18 protein-coding genes are annotated in these 19,163 nt (G+C 67.4%); 7 read left to right on the top strand and 11 right to left on the bottom strand.

Annotation, left to right across the window (positions count from 1 at the left end; genetic code table 11):
- Positions 1 to 20 precede the first annotated feature (20 nt).
- From QM712_RS26100 to QM712_RS26080, 5 genes are read right to left on the bottom strand one after another with little or no spacing between them, the layout of a single operon-like run.
- Positions 21 to 791, bottom strand: a complete 771-nt coding sequence (locus tag QM712_RS26100; protein ID WP_415026027.1) for a sulfite exporter TauE/SafE family protein — start codon at positions 789 to 791, stop codon at positions 21 to 23.
- Positions 788 to 2,044: a CCA tRNA nucleotidyltransferase gene (locus QM712_RS26095; RefSeq protein ID WP_415026026.1), complete on the bottom strand. Its 1,257-nt coding sequence runs from the start codon at positions 2,042 to 2,044 to the stop codon at positions 788 to 790. Before QM712_RS26095 ends, QM712_RS26100 begins: the two co-directional genes overlap by 4 nt.
- A 10-nt stretch (positions 2,045 to 2,054) precedes the next feature.
- A complete protein-coding gene (locus QM712_RS26090; RefSeq protein WP_415026025.1) occupies positions 2,055 to 2,333 on the bottom strand; it encodes a DUF6111 family protein in 279 nt (92 codons plus the stop codon).
- Positions 2,330 to 3,001, bottom strand: a complete 672-nt coding sequence (locus QM712_RS26085) for a CoA pyrophosphatase (RefSeq protein ID WP_415026024.1) — start codon at positions 2,999 to 3,001, stop codon at positions 2,330 to 2,332. The genes QM712_RS26090 and QM712_RS26085 overlap by 4 nt, the downstream gene beginning before the upstream one ends.
- Complete coding sequence (locus tag QM712_RS26080; RefSeq protein WP_415026023.1) at positions 2,998 to 3,609, bottom strand: DUF1285 domain-containing protein; 612 nt, start codon at positions 3,607 to 3,609, stop codon at positions 2,998 to 3,000. Before QM712_RS26080 ends, QM712_RS26085 begins: the two co-directional genes overlap by 4 nt.
- Before the next feature lie 262 nt (positions 3,610 to 3,871).
- Between QM712_RS26080 and QM712_RS26075 the strand changes: the two genes are divergently transcribed.
- The 6 genes from QM712_RS26075 to QM712_RS26050 all read left to right on the top strand — a co-directional run bounded on the left by QM712_RS26075 (position 3,872) and on the right by QM712_RS26050 (position 13,815).
- Entirely contained in the window at positions 3,872 to 4,870 is a 999-nt protein-coding gene (locus QM712_RS26075) for an AAA family ATPase (protein WP_415026022.1), read from the top strand.
- Positions 4,870 to 5,814, top strand: a complete 945-nt coding sequence (locus tag QM712_RS26070) for a DUF58 domain-containing protein (RefSeq protein WP_415026021.1) — start codon at positions 4,870 to 4,872, stop codon at positions 5,812 to 5,814. The genes QM712_RS26075 and QM712_RS26070 overlap by 1 nt, the downstream gene beginning before the upstream one ends.
- Positions 5,811 to 8,624, top strand: coding sequence for a DUF4159 domain-containing protein (locus QM712_RS26065; protein WP_415026020.1), 2,814 nt, complete (start codon positions 5,811 to 5,813; stop codon positions 8,622 to 8,624). Before QM712_RS26070 ends, QM712_RS26065 begins: the two co-directional genes overlap by 4 nt.
- 142 nt (positions 8,625 to 8,766) lie before the next feature.
- Entirely contained in the window at positions 8,767 to 10,830 is a 2,064-nt protein-coding gene (locus QM712_RS26060; RefSeq protein WP_415026019.1) for a hypothetical protein, read from the top strand.
- A gap of 152 nt (positions 10,831 to 10,982) precedes the next feature.
- Positions 10,983 to 11,387: a DUF2946 domain-containing protein gene (locus QM712_RS26055; RefSeq protein WP_415026018.1), complete on the top strand. Its 405-nt coding sequence runs from the start codon at positions 10,983 to 10,985 to the stop codon at positions 11,385 to 11,387.
- 178 nt (positions 11,388 to 11,565) lie between these two features.
- On the top strand, positions 11,566 to 13,815 hold the full coding sequence (locus QM712_RS26050; protein ID WP_415026017.1) for a TonB-dependent receptor: 2,250 nt from the start codon (positions 11,566 to 11,568) through the stop codon (positions 13,813 to 13,815).
- 96 nt (positions 13,816 to 13,911) lie between these two features.
- Here the strand turns inward: QM712_RS26050 and QM712_RS26045 are convergent, their stop codons facing one another.
- The 4 genes from QM712_RS26045 to QM712_RS26030 are packed head-to-tail and all read right to left on the bottom strand — an operon-like array spanning position 13,912 to position 17,109.
- Positions 13,912 to 14,427, bottom strand: coding sequence for a GNAT family N-acetyltransferase (locus QM712_RS26045; protein ID WP_415026016.1), 516 nt, complete (start codon positions 14,425 to 14,427; stop codon positions 13,912 to 13,914).
- Between the two features lie 58 nt (positions 14,428 to 14,485).
- On the bottom strand, positions 14,486 to 15,421 hold the full coding sequence (locus QM712_RS26040; RefSeq protein ID WP_415026015.1) for a glycosyltransferase family 2 protein: 936 nt from the start codon (positions 15,419 to 15,421) through the stop codon (positions 14,486 to 14,488).
- Positions 15,418 to 16,569: a hypothetical protein gene (locus QM712_RS26035; protein WP_415026014.1), complete on the bottom strand. Its 1,152-nt coding sequence runs from the start codon at positions 16,567 to 16,569 to the stop codon at positions 15,418 to 15,420. The genes QM712_RS26040 and QM712_RS26035 overlap by 4 nt, the downstream gene beginning before the upstream one ends.
- Before the next feature lie 48 nt (positions 16,570 to 16,617).
- Positions 16,618 to 17,109, bottom strand: coding sequence for an NUDIX domain-containing protein (locus QM712_RS26030; protein ID WP_415026013.1), 492 nt, complete (start codon positions 17,107 to 17,109; stop codon positions 16,618 to 16,620).
- 90 nt (positions 17,110 to 17,199) lie between these two features.
- Between QM712_RS26030 and QM712_RS26025 the strand changes: the two genes are divergently transcribed.
- On the top strand, positions 17,200 to 18,081 hold the full coding sequence (locus QM712_RS26025; protein WP_415026012.1) for a metallophosphoesterase family protein: 882 nt from the start codon (positions 17,200 to 17,202) through the stop codon (positions 18,079 to 18,081).
- Between the two features lie 109 nt (positions 18,082 to 18,190).
- On the opposite strand, the gene QM712_RS26020 is transcribed toward QM712_RS26025, so the two are convergent.
- Both QM712_RS26020 and QM712_RS26015 read right to left on the bottom strand, forming a co-directional pair.
- Positions 18,191 to 18,745, bottom strand: coding sequence for a hypothetical protein (locus QM712_RS26020; protein ID WP_415026011.1), 555 nt, complete (start codon positions 18,743 to 18,745; stop codon positions 18,191 to 18,193).
- A 192-nt stretch (positions 18,746 to 18,937) separates the two neighbouring features.
- Entirely contained in the window at positions 18,938 to 19,150 is a 213-nt protein-coding gene (locus tag QM712_RS26015; protein ID WP_415026010.1) for a hypothetical protein, read from the bottom strand.
- Between the last annotated feature and the right edge of the window lie 13 nt (positions 19,151 to 19,163).

The raw sequence follows: 19,163 nt of genomic DNA, 5'->3' as shown, positions 1-19,163 counted from the left end.
GCCGATCATCCCCGAGCGACCTACCCGACGAGCTGCCTTGCCGCCGCCGAGATCATCACCAGTCCGCCCGTGATCACGGCGACGTCGAGGATCGCCGTGTGGATGTGCACCGGCATGCGCTCGACGAAGGCCTTGGCCAGAAAGGCACCGGGGATGGCGATGCCGCCGATCAGGAGCGCGAGGGCGAGCACCTGCGCGGTCACGGCGCCGGCAAGGCCGAACACCGAGATCTTGATGAGGCCGGTGCCGAGCGAGATCATCGCGTCGGTGGCGATGACGGCGGCGCCTTCGAGCCCCGCGGCCATCAGCAGCGAGAGCAGGATCACGCCCGAACCGGACGTGCCGCCGACGAGCACACCGTAGCCGACCGAGCCGGCGGCGAGGCCGGTGTCGCCGATCCTGACCTGGCGGCGACGCAGCAGGCGGCGCAGCGGCACGCTCAGGATCAGCATGGTGCCGATCACGATCGCCGCGCCCGCGTTGGTGAGGCGAGTGTAGCCGTAGGCGCCCAGCGCCGTCGTCACGGCCGCACAGGCGAGCACGATCAGCGCGCGGCGGCGATCGGCATAGCGCAGATAGGCGATCGCGCGGCTCGCATTGGTGAAGATCGCGGAGATCGCGATGATCGGCACGACGGGCTCGGCCCCGACGAGGGGCACCAGCACCAGCGGCATCAGCGCGCCGGTGCCGTAGCCGGCAAGCCCTCCGATGATCGAGGCGAACAAAGCCATCGCCGCCACCAGCACGAGCTGGAAGATCGAGATGTCGGCGAAGCCTGAGACGATTGTCACGTTTTCTGATCGCGGCTGGCGCGTGCCGCAGCTTGATCGGCGATGGAGGCGAGCGCCCCCTCGTCTAGTGGAAAATCCGCCGCGAGCCAAGCGTCCTCGGCCAGCGTCAGCACACGCCCGAGCGCGGGCCCTTCGGCCATGCCGCGGGCGATGAAGTCGGCGGCCTTGAGCGGAAATTTCGGCGCGGTCCAGCGCTGCGGCAACTCCGCCAGTTCGCGCCAGCGTGCCGACGTCACGTCGCCGCCGCCTCTCGCCCATGCCAGCAACACGCGATCCTGATAGCGCTCCGCGCCGAGCCGGTAGAGCAGCCGCCGCGCGGTCGCCTCGTCCCGCGTGGCGAAGCGCCACCAGCGGTGCCCCATCGAATCCAGTGCCTTGGCTTCGACGTTGGACAGCCGCAGCCGCGCGGCGAGGCGCCTTGCATCTTCCGTCACGGCCACCGCCAGCGCCGCCAGACGCCGGGTACTGCTGGCGGGCAGGCCGAGTTCGCGCTCGATGGCGATCATGCCCGACAGCGGTCCGGCATAGACGACGCCGCCGGTCAGCGATTGCAGCAGCCCGCCATCGGCCATCGCCAGCGCTGCGGCGGACGCGCCGGCCGCGACCAGCAGCTTCAGCATCTCCATCCGCACCCGCTCGGCCGAGAGACCGGAGAGGCCCGCCCGGCCGCGGATGCAGGCGAGATAGCCGTCGCGGTCGGGATCGCCGGCGCCGAAGGCGGCATGGATGCGGAAGAAGCGCAGGATGCGCAGGTAATCCTCGGCGATGCGCCGGTCGGGATCGCCGATGAAGCGCACGCGGCGCGCGGCGGCGTCGGCAAGTCCGCCGACATAGTCGTACACGACGCCCTGCGCATCGACTGACAAGCCGTTCATGGTGAAGTCGCGACGCTCGGCATCCCTCACCCAGTCGCGGCCGAAGGCGACCTTGGCCTTGCGGCCGAACGTCTCGGTATCCTCGCGCAGCGTCGTGACCTCGTAAGGTGCGCCGTCGATGACCAGCGTGATGGTGCCGTGCTCGATGCCGGTCGGCACGCTCTTGATGCCGGCGCTCCTGGCGCGCCGCACCACCTCCTCCGGCAGCGCGGTGGTCGCGATGTCGATGTCGCCCTGCGGCAGATCGAGCAGCGCGTTGCGGACGGCACCGCCGACGACGCGCGCCTCCTCGCCGTTGGCATTGAGCAACGAAAGGACGCGGGCGGTCCCGCCCGAGATCAGCCACGGCGCATCGGCGAGTAACGGCTCCGCGCTCATCGTCCGGCCCTTATTTTTCCACGCCCGGTTTTTCCATGCCGGGCACGAGCCTGCCGTTCTCGATATGGGCGGGAACGTAGGTCGAATCCGGCGCGGCACCGGAGAAATGCGCGAACCCGATCAGTCCCGCGATCACCAGCACGAGCGCCGCCAGCGTCAGACGCGCGACGACATAGACCGGCCAGGATGATTGCACGAACAGTCCGGAACGGCCGGCGGCCAGAAACAGCGCATAGACGACGAAAGGGACGAGAAAAATTCCGATCTCGGTCAACACCGGCCGGATCATGATGAATAGATCCGCTCATAAAGCACACGCAGCATTCCGGCCGTCGCACCCCAGATGTAGCGTTCCGCGAACGGCATCGCGTAATAGGAGCGCTCCATGCCGCGGAATTCCCTGCTGTGCACCTGGTGGTTCGCCGGGTTCATCAGGAAGGATAGCGGCACTTCGAACGCGTCATCAACCTCGGATTGGTTGATCGTGAGATGAAAGCCGGGCCGGACCCTGGCGACGGTGGGCAGGATGCGGAAGCCGAAGCCGGTGCCGTAGAGATCGAGATAGCCGATCGGATCGACGAAATCGCGCGACAGCCCGACCTCCTCCTCCGCCTCTCGCAGCGCCGCATCGAGCGGCGAGGTATCGGTGGCGTCGATCTTGCCGCCGGGAAAGGCGATCTGTCCGGCATGGTCGTTCAAATTCGCCGAGCGCTGCGTCAGCAGGATGGTCGGCTCGGGATGGTCGACCACCGCGATCAGCACCGCCGCGGGCCGTACCGGCTGCTCGCGCGCGACGATCTCGAGCATCCTGTCGGTGCCGGGATCGCCCGAGGCCGGAATGATGTTCGGATCGTAGAGGCCGGGCGGGACGTCGAAACGAAGCCGCGCCCTGGAGCGGGCGAAGAATTCCGCCGCACCGGTCGCAACAGGCTCTCCCTTGGGGATAGGCTTGTTCAAAGCGCGGCCCTCACCTGCTCCGCATCGGCCATGGCGAAGAATTCGCCCGCCGACTCGACGCCGAACATCGGCTGGCCATCGACCATCCGCTCCTCGCCCATGTCAACCAGATCGTAGTAGAGCGCACGCGTGACCTTGGCCCAGAGATCGGCGCGCACATGGAGGTAGGGCGTCAGCCCGCCGTCCCTGGACTGCTCGAAACGCAGCCGGTGCGCGGCATCGCAAATGACCCAGTCGTCGACATTGGTCCGGAAGCGCAGCACGCGGCGACTGCCCTCGCCGTCCTTCTGCATCTCGACCGCCATGAACGGTGCGTCGTCGACGCGGATGCCGACTTTCTCCACAGGTGTGACCAGGAAATGCTTGTCGCCCTCGCGCTTCAGGATCGTCGAGAACAGGCGCACCAGGGGAGCCCGCCCGATCGGCGTGCCCATGTAGAACCACGTCCCGTCGCCGGCGATTCGGATGTCGAGATCGCCGCAGAACGGCGGATTCCACAGATGCACCGGCGGCAACCCCTTTTGGGCGCCCTCGGCATCGGACGCATTTCTGGCGGCGGCCGTCAGCCCCTCCAAACCGCGATCGGCGCTCTGCCCTTGGTTCGCCATGGTTTGCCCTGACTTTGTCTCTTGGCACATTTGGTGCAGGCCTGCTGGTGCAGGTCTACGTTGCACTTCGGTGCGCGGTTCCACGCCGGGCGAGCCCGGCGGGGAGGTCGCCACTTCGTGATGCCGTACATAACCCGAAGCCGATAAGGTGGGGATAGTTTAATTCAGCGAATACATGGCCTTCCTGCAAGTTTAGCATAGAGCCATGTCACGGAATGATGCGATGCGAGCAGGCCGCGTTAACGGCTTAAGGAGCTGACGGATGGCGGAAAGTGTCGAAAAGCTGGAAGACGGCATCGTCCGCTCGGCCGAGCAGGTGTCGGGCCAGATTCGCGCCGCGAAGGAGGCGATCGCGTCCGTCATCTTCGGCCAGGATCGCGTGATCGAGAACACGCTGGTCACGATCCTTTCCGGCGGCCATGCGCTGCTGATCGGCGTCCCCGGCCTCGCCAAGACCAAGCTGGTCGAGACCCTCGGCGTCACGCTCGGCCTGGACGCCAAGCGCGTCCAGTTCACGCCCGACCTGATGCCGTCGGACATCCTCGGCGCCGAAGTGCTCGACGAGAGCACGGCGGGCAAGCGCTCGTTCCGCTTCATCGCCGGTCCCGTGTTCGCACAGCTCCTGATGGCGGACGAGATCAACCGCGCCAGCCCGCGCACCCAATCGGCCCTACTGCAGGCGATGCAGGAGCAGCACATCACCGTGGCCGGCGCGCGTCACGACCTGCCGAAGCCCTTCCACGTGCTCGCGACGCAGAATCCGCTGGAGCAGGAAGGCACCTACCCGCTGCCGGAAGCGCAGCTCGACCGCTTCCTGATGGAGATCGACGTCGACTATCCCGATCGCGATGCCGAGCGCCGCATCCTGTTCGAGACCACCGGCGCCGAGGAGACGGCGGCGAAGGGCTCGATGACGGCGGACGCGCTGATCACCGCGCAGCGACTGGTGCGGCGCCTGCCGGTCGGCGATTCCGTGGTGGAGGCGATCCTGTCGCTGGTCCGTTCGGCCCGTCCCGGTCCGGACAGCGGCGAGGCCGGCAAGTCCATCGCATGGGGGCCGGGCCCGCGCGCCAGCCAATCGCTGATGCTCGCGGTGCGCGCACGCGCGCTGATCGACGGGCGCCTCGCGCCGTCCATCGACGACGTGCTCGACCTCGCCGAGCCCGTGCTGAAGCACCGCATGGCGCTGACCTTCCAGGCGCGAGCCGAAGGGCGCACGATTCCGGACGTGATCCGCCAATTGAAGACACGGATCGGTTGATGGCCGCAGAGACCGGGCACACGGCAAGGGAGCTCGTTGCGATCCGACGTGCCGATGGCGAAAGCCGTACGCTCGCCGCCTCGTTGCCGCGCCTCGTGCTGGAAGCCCGCCGTATCGCCGCCAACGTCATCCACGGCCTGCACGGCCGGCGCCGCGCCGGCTCCGGCGAAAGCTTCTGGCAGTACCGCCGTTTCGTCTCGGGCGAGCCCTCGCAGAATGTCGACTGGCGGCGCTCGGCGCGTGACGACCATCTCTACGTCCGCGAGCAGGAATGGGAGGCGGCCCACACGGTCTGGATCTGGCCCGACCGTTCGCCCTCGATGGCGTTCGCCTCGAAGACCGCGCGCGAGTCCAAGCTCGAGCGCACGCTGATCGTCGCCTTCGCGCTGGCCGAGCTGCTGGTCTCCGGCGGCGAGCGCGTCGGCGTTCCCGGCCTGATGGCGCCGACCGCGAGCCGCAGCGTCATCGACAAGATGGCGCAGTCGATGCTGCACGACGATTCCGACCGCCTCAGCCTGCCGCCTTCCTTCGTGCCGTCTGCGCTCGCCGAGACGATCGTGCTGTCGGATTTCTGGTCGCCGATCGCGGAGATCAGGACGACGCTCGCCGGCCTGTCGGGCTCCGGCGCCCACGGCACGCTGGTGCAGGTGGTCGACCCCGCCGAGGAGAGCTTTCCCTATTCCGGCCGCGTCGAGTTCGTCGAGCCCGAGGGATTCGGCGTGATCACGGCCGGCCGCGCCGAAAGCTGGGCGCAGGACTACACCGCGCGGCTGGCGCTGCACCGCGACCAGATCCGCGCCGAGACCAACAAGCTCGACTGGCTGTTCACGACCCATGCGACCGACCGCTCGGCCGCCGAGCTGCTGCTGTTCCTGCATGCCGGCATGCAGGTGAACAAGTCGGGCGCCCGCACCACGACGATCAAGGCGGGGCCGGCCGCATGATGGGATTGCCGCTCGCCTTCACCGAACCGCTGCTCCTGATCGGCCTCGTCAGCCTGCCCGTGCTGTGGTGGCTGCTGCGCGTGATGCCGCCGCGGCCGCGTCGCGTCGAGTTTCCGCCGACGCGCCTGCTGTTCGACATCGCGCCGCGGGAAGAAACGCCCTCGCGAACCCCGTGGTGGCTGACCGCGCTGCGTCTGCTCGCCGCGGCCCTCGTGATCTTCGCCGCCGCCGGCCCGATCTGGAATCCGCAGACCGGTCTCGCCGGCAGCAAGGCGCCGCTGATGATCATGTTCGACGACGGCTGGAGCGCCGCATCGAACTGGGACGTCAGGATCAGGGCCGCCGACGAGCTGATCGCCAATGCCGACAACGACCGCCGCGCCATCGCGCTCGTGCCGCTGTCCGAGCCGAACCGCGACATCACGCTGATGCCGGCCGGCGCCGCCCGCGTGGCGCTACGCCAGCTCGCGCCCAAGCCCTATTCGATCGAGCGCGTCGAAACGCTGCCCGCGATCGATCGCTTCCTCAAGGCCACCGGCGATTGCGAGATCGCCTGGCTCTCGGACGGCGTCGACACCGGGCGCGGCGAGGAATTCGTGCAAGCCCTCGGCAAGACCATCGGAGATCGCAGCCTGACCGTGTTCGACGGCGGCACCTCCTCCCCGCTGGCGCTCGTCGCGGCCGAGAACGCCGCCGCCAGGATGACGGTGAAGGTGCTGCGCACCGACAGCGGCATCGCCGCAGGCACGGTGCGCGCGCTCGACCAGAAGGGTTCGCCGATCGGCGAGACGCGGTACACGTTCGGCCCGCAGGACAAGGAGACCGAAGCGGCGTTCGACCTGCCGGTCGAATTGCGCAACGACATCACGCGGCTCGAGATCTCCGCCGAGCGATCGGCGGGCGCAGTGCAGCTACTCGACAAGCGCTGGCGCAGGCGCGCCATCGGCATCGTCTCGGGCTCGACCAGCGAGACCGCGCAGCCGCTGCTGGCGCCGACCTTCTACCTCACGCGCGCGCTGGCGCCGTTCGCCGACGTGCGCCTCGCCGACAAGGGCTCGCCGCAGCAGGGCATCACGCAATTCCTCGACCAGAAGCTGCCGATGATCATCCTCGCCGATGTCGGCACCGTCGCGCCCGAGCTGCGCGAACGCCTCAACGCCTGGATCGACCAGGGCGGCGTGCTGGTGCGGTTCGCCGGTCCCCGCCTCGCGCAGGCCGAGGACGATCTCGTTCCGGTCAAGCTGCGCAAGGGCGGCCGCACGCTCGGCGGCAGCCTGACCTGGGAGAAGCCGCAGCATCTCGCCGCGTTCGCCGCCGACGGCCCCTTTGCCGGCGTCGTCGTCCCCAAGGACGTCACCGTGAGCCGCCAGGTCCTGGCCGAGCCGGACGCGGTCCTCGCCACCAAGAGCTGGGCATCGCTCGAAGACGGCACCCCGCTCGTCACCGGCGAGCGCCGCGGCAAGGGCGTCGTGAGCCTGTTCCACGTCAGCGCGGACATGCGCTGGTCCGACCTGCCGATGTCGGGCACCTTCGTCGAAATGCTTCGGCGGATCGTCGACATGTCCGGCTACACGTCCAAACCGGGCGCCGGGGTTGCCGGCGAGGCGAGCACGGAGACGGTGGCGCCGCTGCACATCCTGGACGGCTTCGGCGCCTTCGGTCCGCCGCCGGCCACCGCGAAGCCGCTTCCGGCGGACTACCGCGACCGCGCCACGCCCGATCACCCGCCGGGCTTCTATGGTCCCGCAGAAGGTCCGCTCGCCGTGAACACGCTCGCCGCCGCCGATCGCATCGCTCCGTTGAACACCGCCAGCCTGCGCGCGCGGCACGCCACCTACACCAACGCCGAACCGCGCGATCTGCGGGGCTGGCTGCTCTCGACGTCGCTCGGCCTGTTCCTGATCGACGCCATCATCGTCGCGCTGCTCGGCGGCGGTCTCGCGGCGCTGCTGCGCCGACGCGCGGCGCCGGCCGTGATCCTGCTCGGCCTCCTGCTCGGGGGCCTCGCCGTGCTCGCGCCGGCGCCCTCGCGCGCCGACAGCGCCGCCGACGAATTCGCGATGAAGGCCGTGTCGCAGACCCGCCTCGCCTATGTCGTCACCGGCAATGCCGACGTCGATTCCATCGTCAAGGCCGGCATGTCCGGACTGACGCTGTTCCTGGCGCAGCGTACCGCGCTCGAGGCCGGCGATCCCGTCGGCGTCGATCCCGCGCGCGACGAGCTCGCCTTCTTCCCGCTGATCTACTGGCCGATCGTGCCGGGCGCGCCCAAGCCGCCGCCGGACGCCATCAACAAGATCGACGCCTACATGAAGCAGGGCGGCACCGTGATCTTCGACACCCGCGACGCCGTCGAGGCTCCGCCCGGCGAGAACGGCGCTGCGCAGACGCCGGGCATGCAGGCCCTGCGCGAAATCCTGTCGTCGCTCGACGTTCCCGAACTCGAGCCGGTGCCGCGCGAGCACGTGCTGACCAAGACCTTCTACCTGCTGCGCGACTTCCCCGGCCGCTTCACCTCCGGCCAGACCTGGGTCGAAACCCTGCCGCGCGAGGACGACGACGAGACCGCGCAGCGGCCAGCCCGCGGCGGCGACGGCGTCTCGCCGATCATCATCACCTCCAACGACCTCGCCGGGGCCTGGGCGATCCGGCCCGACGGCCAGCCGATGCTGCCGCTGACACCGGGCGAGCCGCGCCAGCGCGAATTCGCCTACCGCGCCGGCGTCAACATCGTGATGTACACGCTGACCGGCAACTACAAGGCCGACCAGGTGCACGCACCGGCCCTGATCGAAAGACTGGGGCAATGATGCGGGTCTTGACGTTCGGCAGCGCCCCAACTGAAGCCGTGATCGCCGGGTTGATCCCGGCCATCCACGCCTTTCCACGCGGCACGAAGAACGTGGATGCCCGGCACCGGGCCGGGCATGACGATGCCGAGAGAGTGACGCCATGAACTACGGCATCGCGTTCACGCCGCTCGTTCCCGCGATCGTCCTGTGGATCGCACTGGCCGCGATCGTCGTCATCGCACTCGTGCTGCTGCTGGCGCGTGCGCGCGGCGCGGCCGTGCGCGTGGCAGCGCTCGCGCTGTTCCTGCTCGCGCTCGCCAATCCGTCGTTCACGCGCGAGGACCGCGATCCCCTCACCTCGATCGTCGCCGTCGTCGTCGACAAGAGCCCGAGCCAGAATTTCGGCAACCGCACCCGGGAGACCGCGCAGGCGCAGGAGGCGCTGGTCGACAGCCTGAAGAAGATCAAGGGCCTCGAGGTCCGTGTCATCGACGCCGGACAGGCCGACGGCGAGACCGACGGCACGAAACTGTTCGGCGCGCTGGCCTCGGCGCTGTCGGACGTCCCGGTCGACCGCGTCGCCGGCGCGTTCCTGATCACCGACGGCCGCGTCCACGATATCCCGGCCAACGCCGCCGCGCTCGGCTTCCAGGCGCCGGTGCATGCGCTGATCTCGGGACAGAAGGACGAACGCGACCGCCGCATCGCGATCACCGCGGCGCCGCGCTTCGGCATCGTCGGGCAGACCCAGACCATCACCTATCGCCTCGACGACCAGGGCGTCAGCAACGAGCGCGCCAAGGTCACCGTTCGCCGTGACGGCGAGGTGATCAACGAGCGCACCCTGACGAGCGGGCAGACCGCGAGCGTCGACGTCGACATCAAGCATGCCGGGCCGAACATCGTCGAGATCGAGGCCTCGCCGCTCGAACGCGAGCTGACGCCGGTGAACAACCGCGCCGTCGTCGCCATCGACGGCGTGCGCGACAAGCTGCGCGTGCTGCTGGTCTCGGGCGAGCCGCATTCGGGCGAGCGCACCTGGCGCAACCTGCTCAAATCGGACGCCAGCGTCGATCTCGTGCACTTCACCATCCTGCGTCCGCCGGAGAAGCAGGACGGCACGCCGATCAACGAATTGTCGCTGATCGCGTTTCCGACACGCGAGCTGTTCCAGCAGAAGATCAACGAATTCCAGCTGATCATCTTCGATCGCTACGCCCGCCAGGGCGTGCTGCCGATCGCCTATTTCGACAACATCGCGCGCTATGTCCGCTCCGGCGGCGCCGTGCTGGTCTCGGCCGGCCCGGACTACGCCTCCAACACCAGCATCTGGCGCACCCCGCTGGATTCGGTGCTGCCGGCAGAACCCGTCGGCGTCACCGAGAAGCCGTTCTATGCGCATCTGTCCGATGTCGGCAAACGCCATCCCGTCACGCGCGGGCTGGAGGGCGCCGCGAGCGAGCCGCCGCACTGGAGCCGCTTCTTCCGCACCGTCGATACCCGCAATCCCGTCAACCCGCCGGTGATGACGGGCGCGGACGGCAAGCCGCTGCTGTTCCTGTCGCGGTTCGGTGAAGGCCGCGTCGCGTTGCTGCTCTCCGACCACATCTGGCTGTGGGCGCGCGGCTATGAGGGCGGCGGCCCCCATCTCGACCTGCTGCGACGGACCTCGCACTGGCTGATGAAGCAGCCCGATCTCGACGAGGAGGCGCTGCGCCTCCAGGTGCAGGGCAAGGACCTCGTGGTGGTGCGCCAGACCATGTCGGACAGCGTCCAGCCCGTCAGCGTGACCTCGCCGTCCGGCGTGGCGCGCGATCTGACGCTCAGCCCCGGCGAACCCGGCGAGTGGCGCGCGAGCCTGCCGGCGAACGAACTCGGCCTGTGGCAGGCGACGGACGGCACGCTGAAGGCGCTGATCAATGTCGGCCCGACCAATCCGAAGGAGTTTTCGGAAGTCACCTCGACCACCGAAACCCTGAAGCCGCTCACGCAGGCGACCGGCGGCGATGCCGTTCGGGTGGTCGACGGATCGCGGGTCGAACTGCCGCGCGTCGTCCCCGTGCGTTCGTCGAGCGCCTTCCACGGCGACGGCTGGATGGGCGTCAGGATGCGCGACGCGAGCGTCGTGAAGGGCGTCGGCGTCCTGCCGATCTTCGCCGGCCTGATCGGGCTCCTGCTGCTGCTCGGCGCATTCGCCGCGACCTGGGTCCGCGAAGGGCGCTGATCCCGGCGTTGCACGAACGACACATCCAGCAACCACCCGTAACAGCGGCCGGCCGCGACGGTTGACATCGCCGAAGCGTTCAGGCGATGTTACATTATAACATCGTGGTGGCCCGGGGGATTTGGGCCTCGCGATGCGGGGTGCATTCACGAATGAAGTGGTTCCGGTCGAACATCAGGCACGGCGCTCGGCTCGCGCTTTTCGCGATGCTGGTGCAGTTCGCGCTGACATTCGGCCACAGCCACTGGTTCGCCCAGGCGGCGCCCCTCGCGCAGTCCGCGCTCCAGACGATCGATGGCACCAAGGATGTCGCCACGGTCGAGCGCGCGGCGATCCAGAAGCAATCCCCTGCCGGTCACGATCATGAGCATCCGGGCGACGACAATTGCGCGATCTGCGCCGTGGTCGCCATGGCCGGCACGGTCGTGTTCGCGACGCCGCCTTTGCTGCTGCTGCCGCAAGTCGTCGAACTGCTGTACCGCACCACCGACGCCGAGTTCATCCATCTGCAATCGGCCGGCACGGCGTTCCAGCCCCGCGCCCCGCCAGCATCCTGATCACATCGGTTGAGCTGCCATTCGGGATCGGCCGTCCTTGCGCCGATCTTCAAGGCCTATCGAAATTGACCCGTCGCGGATCGACGGTGGTGCCGCCTTCAGTGCTTCAGAGCGAGCATGGCGGTGCCTGATCGGAATCAGGATAATGTCGCTGTCTTCAAGACCAGTATTACGACCGATGTTGGCGGGCTCGGGCCTCGCCGCACTCACGCTTTTCTATCTCGGCGGCAGCGCGACGGCGCAGACCGCGACCGGCGGCGCCACGACGCTGCCGGGCATCGAGGTCGATGCTCCCAAGCGAACCCAGCCGCCGCGCCGCCCCAAGGTCCGGGTCATCAGCGACAAGCGGCGCGAGACCCCGCAGGTGCAGCCCCAGACCGAGGCGCAGACCGTCGCCGGCCAGCACGAGAAATTCGACGCGGCCCGCCAGGCGGTGCTCGCGCCGGGCGCGGCCTCGACCCACACGCTCACGCGCCAGGCGATCGAGGCGCTGCCTCAGGGCACCAACGCCTCGCTGGACAAGGTGCTGCTGCAATTCCCCGGCGTGACCCAGGACTCCGCCGCGAGCGGCGATCTGCACGTCCGCAACGAGCACGCCAATCTCCAGTATCGCATCAACGGCGTGATGCTGCCCGACGGCGTCGGCGCGTTCGGCCAGATCCTCGACACCGGCATCGTCGGCAGCCTCAGCCTGCTCACAGGCGCGCTGCCCGCGCAATACGGGCTGCGAACGGCGGGCGTGCTCGACATCCAGACCAAGGCCGACGCCTTCAACAATACGGGCGTGGTCGGCGTCTATGGCGGCAGCAACGGCACGATCTCCACCAACGTGGAATATGGCGGAACGGTCGGGCAGACCCAGTATTTCATGTCGGGGCGCTTCCTCCAGAACAACCTCGGCATCGAGAACCCCACCCCTTCGGTCAACGCGATCCACGACCGCACCAACCAGGAGCGGGGTTTTCTCTATCTCTCGACGATGATCGATCCCAACAGCCGCCTGACCTTCATGAGCGGCGTTTCGAACTCGACGTTCCAGATTCCGAACAATCCCGGCCAGACGCCGAACTTCACGGCTTACGGCGTCTCGAATTTCGACTCGTCCCGGCTCAACGAGCACCAGAACGAGTTCAACCAGTTCAACGTCGTGGCCTACCAGACCTCGAACGGCGAATTCGACACGCAGACCTCCTATTTCAACCGTTACAGCCAGCTGCACTTCTATCCGGACCCGATCGGCGATCTCGTGTTCAACGGCGTGTCCTCGGACATCTACCGCCAGAGCGTGGTCAACGGCATCCAGCAGGACACGTCCTGGCGCGTCGGCTACGCCCACACGCTGCGCTTCGGCTTCTCGGTGAGCGCGGAGCGAACGCTGGTCAACAGCGCATCGACCGTGCTGCCGCTGGCCGACCCCACGGACCCCGACGCCGGCACGATCGACGCGCCTTTCTCGGTCTTCGATTCCAACAGCAAGACCGGCTGGCTGCTCGGCGCCTACGTCCAGGACGAATGGAAGATCACCAACAACCTGACCCTGAACGCGGGCCTGCGCTTCGACCAGATGTATCAATATGTCGATGCGAACCAGCTCAGCCCGCGCGTCAGCGTGACCTGGAAGCCGTTCGAAGGCACGACGTTCCACGCGGGATACGCGCGCAACTTCACGCCGCCGTCGCAGGTCATCGCGGCGCCGGTCAACCTCGCGCTGGTGACGCCGCCCAACGCGCCTGCCAACACGCAGACGCCGGAAGTCGGGCAGAACAGCCCGGTCCTGCCGGAGCGGTCGCACGTGTTCGACGTCGGCGTGGTGCAGAAGATCTATCCGATCCCGGGCCTCGAGGTCGGCGTCGACGGCTACTACAAGATCGCGCGCGACCTGCTCGACGACGGCCAGTTCGGCGCGGCCTATGTGCTGAGCGGATTCAACTACGACCGCGCAGACAATGTCGGCGTCGAGGTCAAGTCGACCTACAACAACGGCAATTTCCGCGCTTACGCCAACTTCGCCTGGGCCAAGCAGGTCGCGACCAACGTGGTGTCGAACCAGTATCTGTTCGGCCAGGACGAACTCAGCTACATCGCGACCCACTACATCTACACCGACCACGCACAGATGTGGACGGCGTCGGCCGGCGCCTCCTATCTGTGGGATGGAACGCGCTACAGCGTCTCGATGATCTACGGCAGCGGCCTCCGCTCGGGCTTTGCCAACACCGATCACCTGCCGGGCTACACGCAGGTGAATATGGGCCTGTCGCACGACTTCAACATCGTCGCGCCGAACAAGCCGACGACACTGCGGTTCGACGTCGTCAACGTCTTCGACACGATCTACCAGATCCGCGACGGCTCCGGCATCGGCGTGTTCGCCCCGCAATACGGCCCGCGTAGAGGCTTCTACTTCGGTGTCTCGCAGCGGTTCTGAAGCGGGGTGAGAGCAGGCTGAATCGTCATCGGTTCAGCCTGTTGCCGAAGCGTGATTCTTCCGGAAAGGCGCCTCGCGCTTTCCAAGATCACGCTTTTAACCCCGCGCCTTGCTCCAGTCGGGGCCCACGGGCCCCGATACGCCCTCGAACGCGCCGTCGACGAGTTCGAACACAAGGATGCGGGCGGCGTCCACCGGGCCCGGCATGGTGACGCGGCCCTTGGGGACCGGCTTGAAGCCGACGCGGCTGTAATAGGGCTCGTCCCCGACGAGCAGCACCAGCCTATGCCCCGCGGCCTTTGCGTCCTTCAACGCGCGATCCATCAACAGCCGGCCGACGCCGCGGCCCCGGAACGGCGGCTCGACGGTGAGCGGCCCGAGCAGCAGCGCCGGCGTCTCGCCGATCAGCACCGGCAATTGCCGCACCGAGCCGATCAGCAGCGTGCCGACGCGCGCGGTGTAGGACAGCTCCAGCAGATGGTCGACGTGCTCGCGGATGCGATAGGCGCTCAGCACGAAGCGGCCGGGGCCGAAAGTGCGCTCATGCAGCCGTTCGATCGCCTGGGCGTCGCCGGCAGCTTCGGGAAGGATGGTCAGTGAGAGATCGTTCATGTCAATTCGCGGGATAGCATCTGTGCGCGCCAAGGTCCATCGGAGCCCGGGGGCACGTTCAGTTCCTTTTCAGGGCCGGATTGGACAGGTAGGCGAGCATCTTCATCTCCCGACGCCCTCTCGTCACCGTATCGAGGACGAGGCCGGACGAGACCGAAAGCATCGCCATGATCATCAAGCCCATCGACAGGACGGCGGTCGGCAGCCGCGGCACAAGCCCGGTCTCGAGATATGTGACCACGATCGGGATCGAAAGCAGGACCGACAGCGCCGCCAGCACGCCTCCGATCGCGGTGAAGAAGCGCAGCGGCTTCTCCGCGCGGTAGAGCTTCAGCATCGTGCCGAGGATACGAAAACCATCGCGCCAGGTGTTCAGCTTCGAGAACGAGCCCTCGGGACGGGCGTAATAGGGCGTCTCGACCTCGGCGACCGGCAATGACAGCTCCAGTGCATGGACGGCGAGCTCGGTTTCGATCTCGAAACCGTCGGACAACACCGGAAAGGATTTGACGAAGCGCCGCGAGAAGATGCGGTAGCCGGACAGGATATCCTGAAAATCGCGACCGAAGGTCCACGCCAGGAAGCCGGTCAGCATGCGGTTGCCTGTCCTGTGACCAAGGCGATAGGCGGCTTGCGCCTGGTCGATGCGAAGCCCGACCACCATGTCGAGGTGCTCGTCGAGCAATTTGTCGATCATGCGTGGAGCGCTCGGCGCGTCATAGGTCGCATCGCCATCGACCAGCACGTAGACGTCGGCTTCGATGTCCGCGAACATGCGGCGGACGACGTGCCCCTTGCCCTGTCGCCGTTCGCTGCGCACGATAGCGCCGGCCTCGCGGGCGACGGCCGCGGTACGGTCGCGCGAATTGTTGTCGTAGACGTAGATCAGTGCCGACGGAAGCGCCGCGCGGAAGCCGGCGACGACGGTCGCGATCGCCGCTTCCTCGTTGTAGCAGGGCACCAGCACCGCGATGCAGGGTTGCGCCGATGTCATCGCGGCAGCGCCTCCAGACTCGCCGGCCTGCGCCGGACTGACGAGGCCTGACGCAATTCCTGTGGCTGCATCAGCCAGGCGAACGAGACGCTCCACAACGACAGCATCGCGATCGGCACCACGTAATAGGGGGTGAAAATGGGGTGGCTGAGAAAGAAGACGAGATTGACGGCGAGATTACCGGCGGCGACGAGTGCGACCCGGCGTGCGCCTCCCTCACCCAGCCGCAGCAGCCACGCCGTCGATCCCAGCGCCAGCACGATCAGCACGAACTGCATGTCGCGCAGATAGCGGCCGAGAGTGGCCAGATCGAAGGCCGGCGCAACCACGTCGGCGCTGCCGTAGGTCGTCGCCATGGGACTTCCGGCATTGATGGCCTGGGCAATCAATGTCGGCGTCACGCCGGCGAGCAGGCCGACGATGAAGCCAACGCCTTGCACGAGATCGGCCCATGTCCGCGACCGCAGGAAGGAGATGCCGAGGAAGAGCGCGTAGCCCGCCACCAGCAGCGCATTCGGCAATCTGAAATTGACCGAGGCTCCCAGCAGCAGAGCAATCAGCGCGATCAGCAGCACGCTGCGTTTCTCCCTGCGCAGCCAGAGCGCGGTCAGGTAGCCCGCGACGGCACAGACCGCCATGGTCGGCGCGACCGAATAGCTCGCCTTGGCCGGATTGATCATGAGATAGACCGCGAGCGCACCAAACGCACCTGCGCCGACCACCGATACCGGCGTCCGCGCCATGAAGATGCCGAACAGTGCGAGCCCGCACACGATGAGACTCGCGGCGACATAGAGCGGGACGACCTGATGGCCCTCGGGGAACAGCGACAGCAAAAATCCCGTGCCCGGAGGGTATTGTATCACGATCTTGCTGCTCGGCATCGGATTGTGACAAGGCCAGCGGATCGGGTCCGCCCATTCGGCAAAGCCGATCTCCTTCATCCGGCCTTCGAAATGGTGGTCGTCGTCTCTCGCTGCGTCGGTGTTCAGCCCGTGGACGCCGAAGCGCTGGAAAAGATGCGCCTGCCTGAGATAGCAGATGTCGTCATACACGCCGCGTGCCTCGCTCCAGCGCGACATCGTGACGATGTTGCTGGCGAGGATCGCAAGGCAGATCAGGCCGAAGGCGAATTTGGCGATCTTCATCCGGTTTCCGTGGCGTTCGTCCGGGCGGGTTACTAGCACAGGCTGCGCTCACCGCCACGTCGCGATCGGCGGCCTGCCCTCCAGCACCTCCGCGATCCGAAGCCGCGTGCCGGGCGTGGTGCCCTCGGGCAGCGCGTCGGCCGCGAAGAACCCGCATTCGACGATCTCGCGGTTGGGCTCCGGCAGGCGCTCCTGGCGGAAATGCCTGACCACGTAGACCGCGACATGATCGCGGCGGGACACATGGCTGTTGAGGAAGATGCCGTGCAGCACGGCGTCCGCCGTGAGGTCGATGTCGCCCTCCTCCTTGAGCTCGCGCCGCATCGCCTGTTCCATGGTCTCGCCGAGATCGACACCGCCGCCGGGCAGATACCAGCCCGCAACGTAGCTGTGCTTGACCAGGAAGATCCTGTCGTCCCCATCCAGCACCACGGCGCGGACACCGAGGGTCATGCCGCGGACGAGCAGGAAATAGGTGTGAAAGAATCGCCGCAGCAGCGGCTCGCATTTTCGTCGTATCCGGTCCAGGCGTCCCGCCATCAGGTCCCCTCGGCGCCCCTTCAGGCTTCCCTTGCGTGATCAGCGCGACCTTGCCATTACAGCGGGGGAATAGCGAGGCAATCGCAATCGATGGCACCTTTCACGCTCGCCCATTTGTCCGATCCGCATCTGCCGCCATTGCCGCGGCCGAGCCTGATCGAGCTCGCCGGCAAGCGCGCGCTCGGCTACGTCAACTGGACGCGCAACCGTCACAAGTACCAGCGCCGCGAGGTGCTGGATGCGCTGGTCGCCGACATCCGGGCGCAAACGCCCGACCACATCGCGGTGACCGGCGATCTCGTCAACCTGGCGCTGGACGCCGAATTCGCGCCCGCGCGCGCCTGGCTCGACGGCGTCGGTCCGCCCGATCGCGTCACCACGATTCCCGGCAACCACGACGCCTATGTCCGCGCCACGCGCCACCGCTTCGGCGAGACCTTCGCGCCCTATGTTGCCGGCGACGACGGCGGCACGGGCTTTCCCGCCATCCGCCGCCGCGGCCCGGTCGCGCTGATCAGCCTCTCCAGCGCCGTGCCGACATTGCCCCTGATGGCGACGGGCACGCTCGGACACGATCAGCTCGCCGCGCTCGAACAAATCCTCATCCGACTGAAGGAGGAGGATGTCTTTCGCGTGCTGCTGGTGCATCACCCGCTGAAGTCCGGCGCGCGCCAGAAGCGGCTGACGGATTCGGCCGCGCTGCTGGCGCTGTTGAAGCGCCACGGCGTCGAACTTGTCCTGCACGGGCACGACCATATCCATTCGACGATGTGGTTCGAGGGCCCCAACGGCAACATTCCCGCGATCGGCGTCCCCTCGGCCTCCGCGCTCGCCCACGGGCGCCATCCGGCCGCGGCCTACAATCTGTTCGCGATCGAGAAGGACAACACCGGCTGGCGCTGCGAACAGATCGTGCGAAGCCTGAACAACAGCCTGCAGATCCGGGAAATCAAGCGCGCGCAATTGATCTAGTGCGCCGTCATGTCGGGCATGCTAGGCATGAGCCCGAAATCCATCGCACGGCAGCGCATGGCGATGAATGGCTTCCGGGTTCGCGCCGACGCGCGCCGGAATGACGGCGTCACGAGCTCCGCAAGGCCGCGAACAGCGCGAAACCGAACAGGGCCGCGGCACCGAGCAGGAAGCCGAACAGGAACGGCCAGACGCGCGAGCGGCGCGGCGGCTCCGCCGGGGCGGGCTTCGGCTCGGGCAAAGCGACCATCGCATGCTCGCGCTCGATCATGCGGCGCGCGACATAATCGGTCACGGCATCGACGATCACGGAGGTGTCGTGCGATTCGGCAAGCAGGATGCGTCCGAAACGGGTGTCTTGAACGAAGCGATACATCCGCTTGTCGCGGCCCATCACGACGTGCGCGACGGCGTCGATCCAGAGCCGGGGCGTATCACCCTGGCTGATGCCGCGGTCGAACAGGTCGACCTGCTCGGGCACCTCGGCAAACAGCGGATCGAGCGCGTCGTTGAGGATCTCCAGCCGTGCGAGTTCGGCGTCGCGCAGGTCGATGACGACCCCGGTCCGGTCGGCGGCCTCGATCCGCGCCCGCAACAGCGCATCGCGCAGCCGCACCGGGCGCGGCTGGATGGCGTGGGTCTCGCTCGTCTCGGGCTCTGACATTGCCGGCCTCGTCCTCAAACATTGCGGTTAACCTATCAGCAACCAAGACGCCAGCAAAGGCCCTATCATTCCAGATACTTACCGCGGCCACGGACGCGTGGCCTGTGCCAAAAATAGACGGTCCCACCCGGCTCGCGCCGGATGGGACCATCCATCCTTGGACGTCTTCTTCAATTCATGCCGGCAGATGCCTCAGGCGGCCGGCGCGCGGTGCGGCTCCTCCACGATCGAGAAGCGGACGCCGGCCTTGTGACGGCTCTCTTCCGACACTTCGCGCCAGCAGTCCTCGGCTTCCTTGCGGGTCTTGAACGGGCCTTTGACCTGGGCCGAGCCCTCCACCAGCTTGTGGAAGTTCATCGAGCCGAATTCGCCGCCGATAACCCAGAAATTGCTGCCTTTGGTCATTTTTTCAGTCTCC

It is taken from the genome of Bradyrhizobium sp. (genome assembly GCF_047605465.1).
In the GTDB taxonomy this organism is placed as follows: Bacteria; Pseudomonadota; Alphaproteobacteria; order Rhizobiales; family Xanthobacteraceae; genus Bradyrhizobium.
This window is presented reverse-complemented; position numbering and strand designations above follow the sequence as displayed.

Excerpts from the sequence above, each read along its gene's own strand:
- QM712_RS26020 (WP_415026011.1), bottom strand. The coding sequence starts at position 18,745 with ATGTCAGAGCCCGAGACGAGCGAGACCCACGCCATCCAGCCGCGCCCG.
- QM712_RS26080 (WP_415026023.1), bottom strand. The coding sequence starts at position 3,609 with ATGGCGAACCAAGGGCAGAGCGCCGATCGCGGTTTGGAGGGGCTGACG.
- QM712_RS26095 (WP_415026026.1), bottom strand. The coding sequence starts at position 2,044 with ATGAGCGCGGAGCCGTTACTCGCCGATGCGCCGTGGCTGATCTCGGGC.
- QM712_RS26045 (WP_415026016.1), bottom strand. The coding sequence starts at position 14,427 with ATGAACGATCTCTCACTGACCATCCTTCCCGAAGCTGCCGGCGACGCC.
- QM712_RS26075 (WP_415026022.1), top strand. The coding sequence starts at position 3,872 with ATGGCGGAAAGTGTCGAAAAGCTGGAAGACGGCATCGTCCGCTCGGCC.
- QM712_RS26060 (WP_415026019.1), top strand. The coding sequence starts at position 8,767 with ATGAACTACGGCATCGCGTTCACGCCGCTCGTTCCCGCGATCGTCCTG.
- QM712_RS26050 (WP_415026017.1), top strand. The coding sequence starts at position 11,566 with ATGTTGGCGGGCTCGGGCCTCGCCGCACTCACGCTTTTCTATCTCGGC.
- QM712_RS26015 (WP_415026010.1), bottom strand. The coding sequence starts at position 19,150 with ATGACCAAAGGCAGCAATTTCTGGGTTATCGGCGGCGAATTCGGCTCG.
- QM712_RS26030 (WP_415026013.1), bottom strand. The coding sequence starts at position 17,109 with ATGGCGGGACGCCTGGACCGGATACGACGAAAATGCGAGCCGCTGCTG.
- QM712_RS26065 (WP_415026020.1), top strand. The coding sequence starts at position 5,811 with ATGATGGGATTGCCGCTCGCCTTCACCGAACCGCTGCTCCTGATCGGC.
- QM712_RS26025 (WP_415026012.1), top strand. The coding sequence starts at position 17,200 with ATGGCACCTTTCACGCTCGCCCATTTGTCCGATCCGCATCTGCCGCCA.
- QM712_RS26055 (WP_415026018.1), top strand. The coding sequence starts at position 10,983 with ATGAAGTGGTTCCGGTCGAACATCAGGCACGGCGCTCGGCTCGCGCTT.
- QM712_RS26035 (WP_415026014.1), bottom strand. The coding sequence starts at position 16,569 with ATGAAGATCGCCAAATTCGCCTTCGGCCTGATCTGCCTTGCGATCCTC.
- QM712_RS26070 (WP_415026021.1), top strand. The coding sequence starts at position 4,870 with ATGGCCGCAGAGACCGGGCACACGGCAAGGGAGCTCGTTGCGATCCGA.
- QM712_RS26040 (WP_415026015.1), bottom strand. The coding sequence starts at position 15,421 with ATGACATCGGCGCAACCCTGCATCGCGGTGCTGGTGCCCTGCTACAAC.
- QM712_RS26090 (WP_415026025.1), bottom strand. The coding sequence starts at position 2,333 with ATGATCCGGCCGGTGTTGACCGAGATCGGAATTTTTCTCGTCCCTTTC.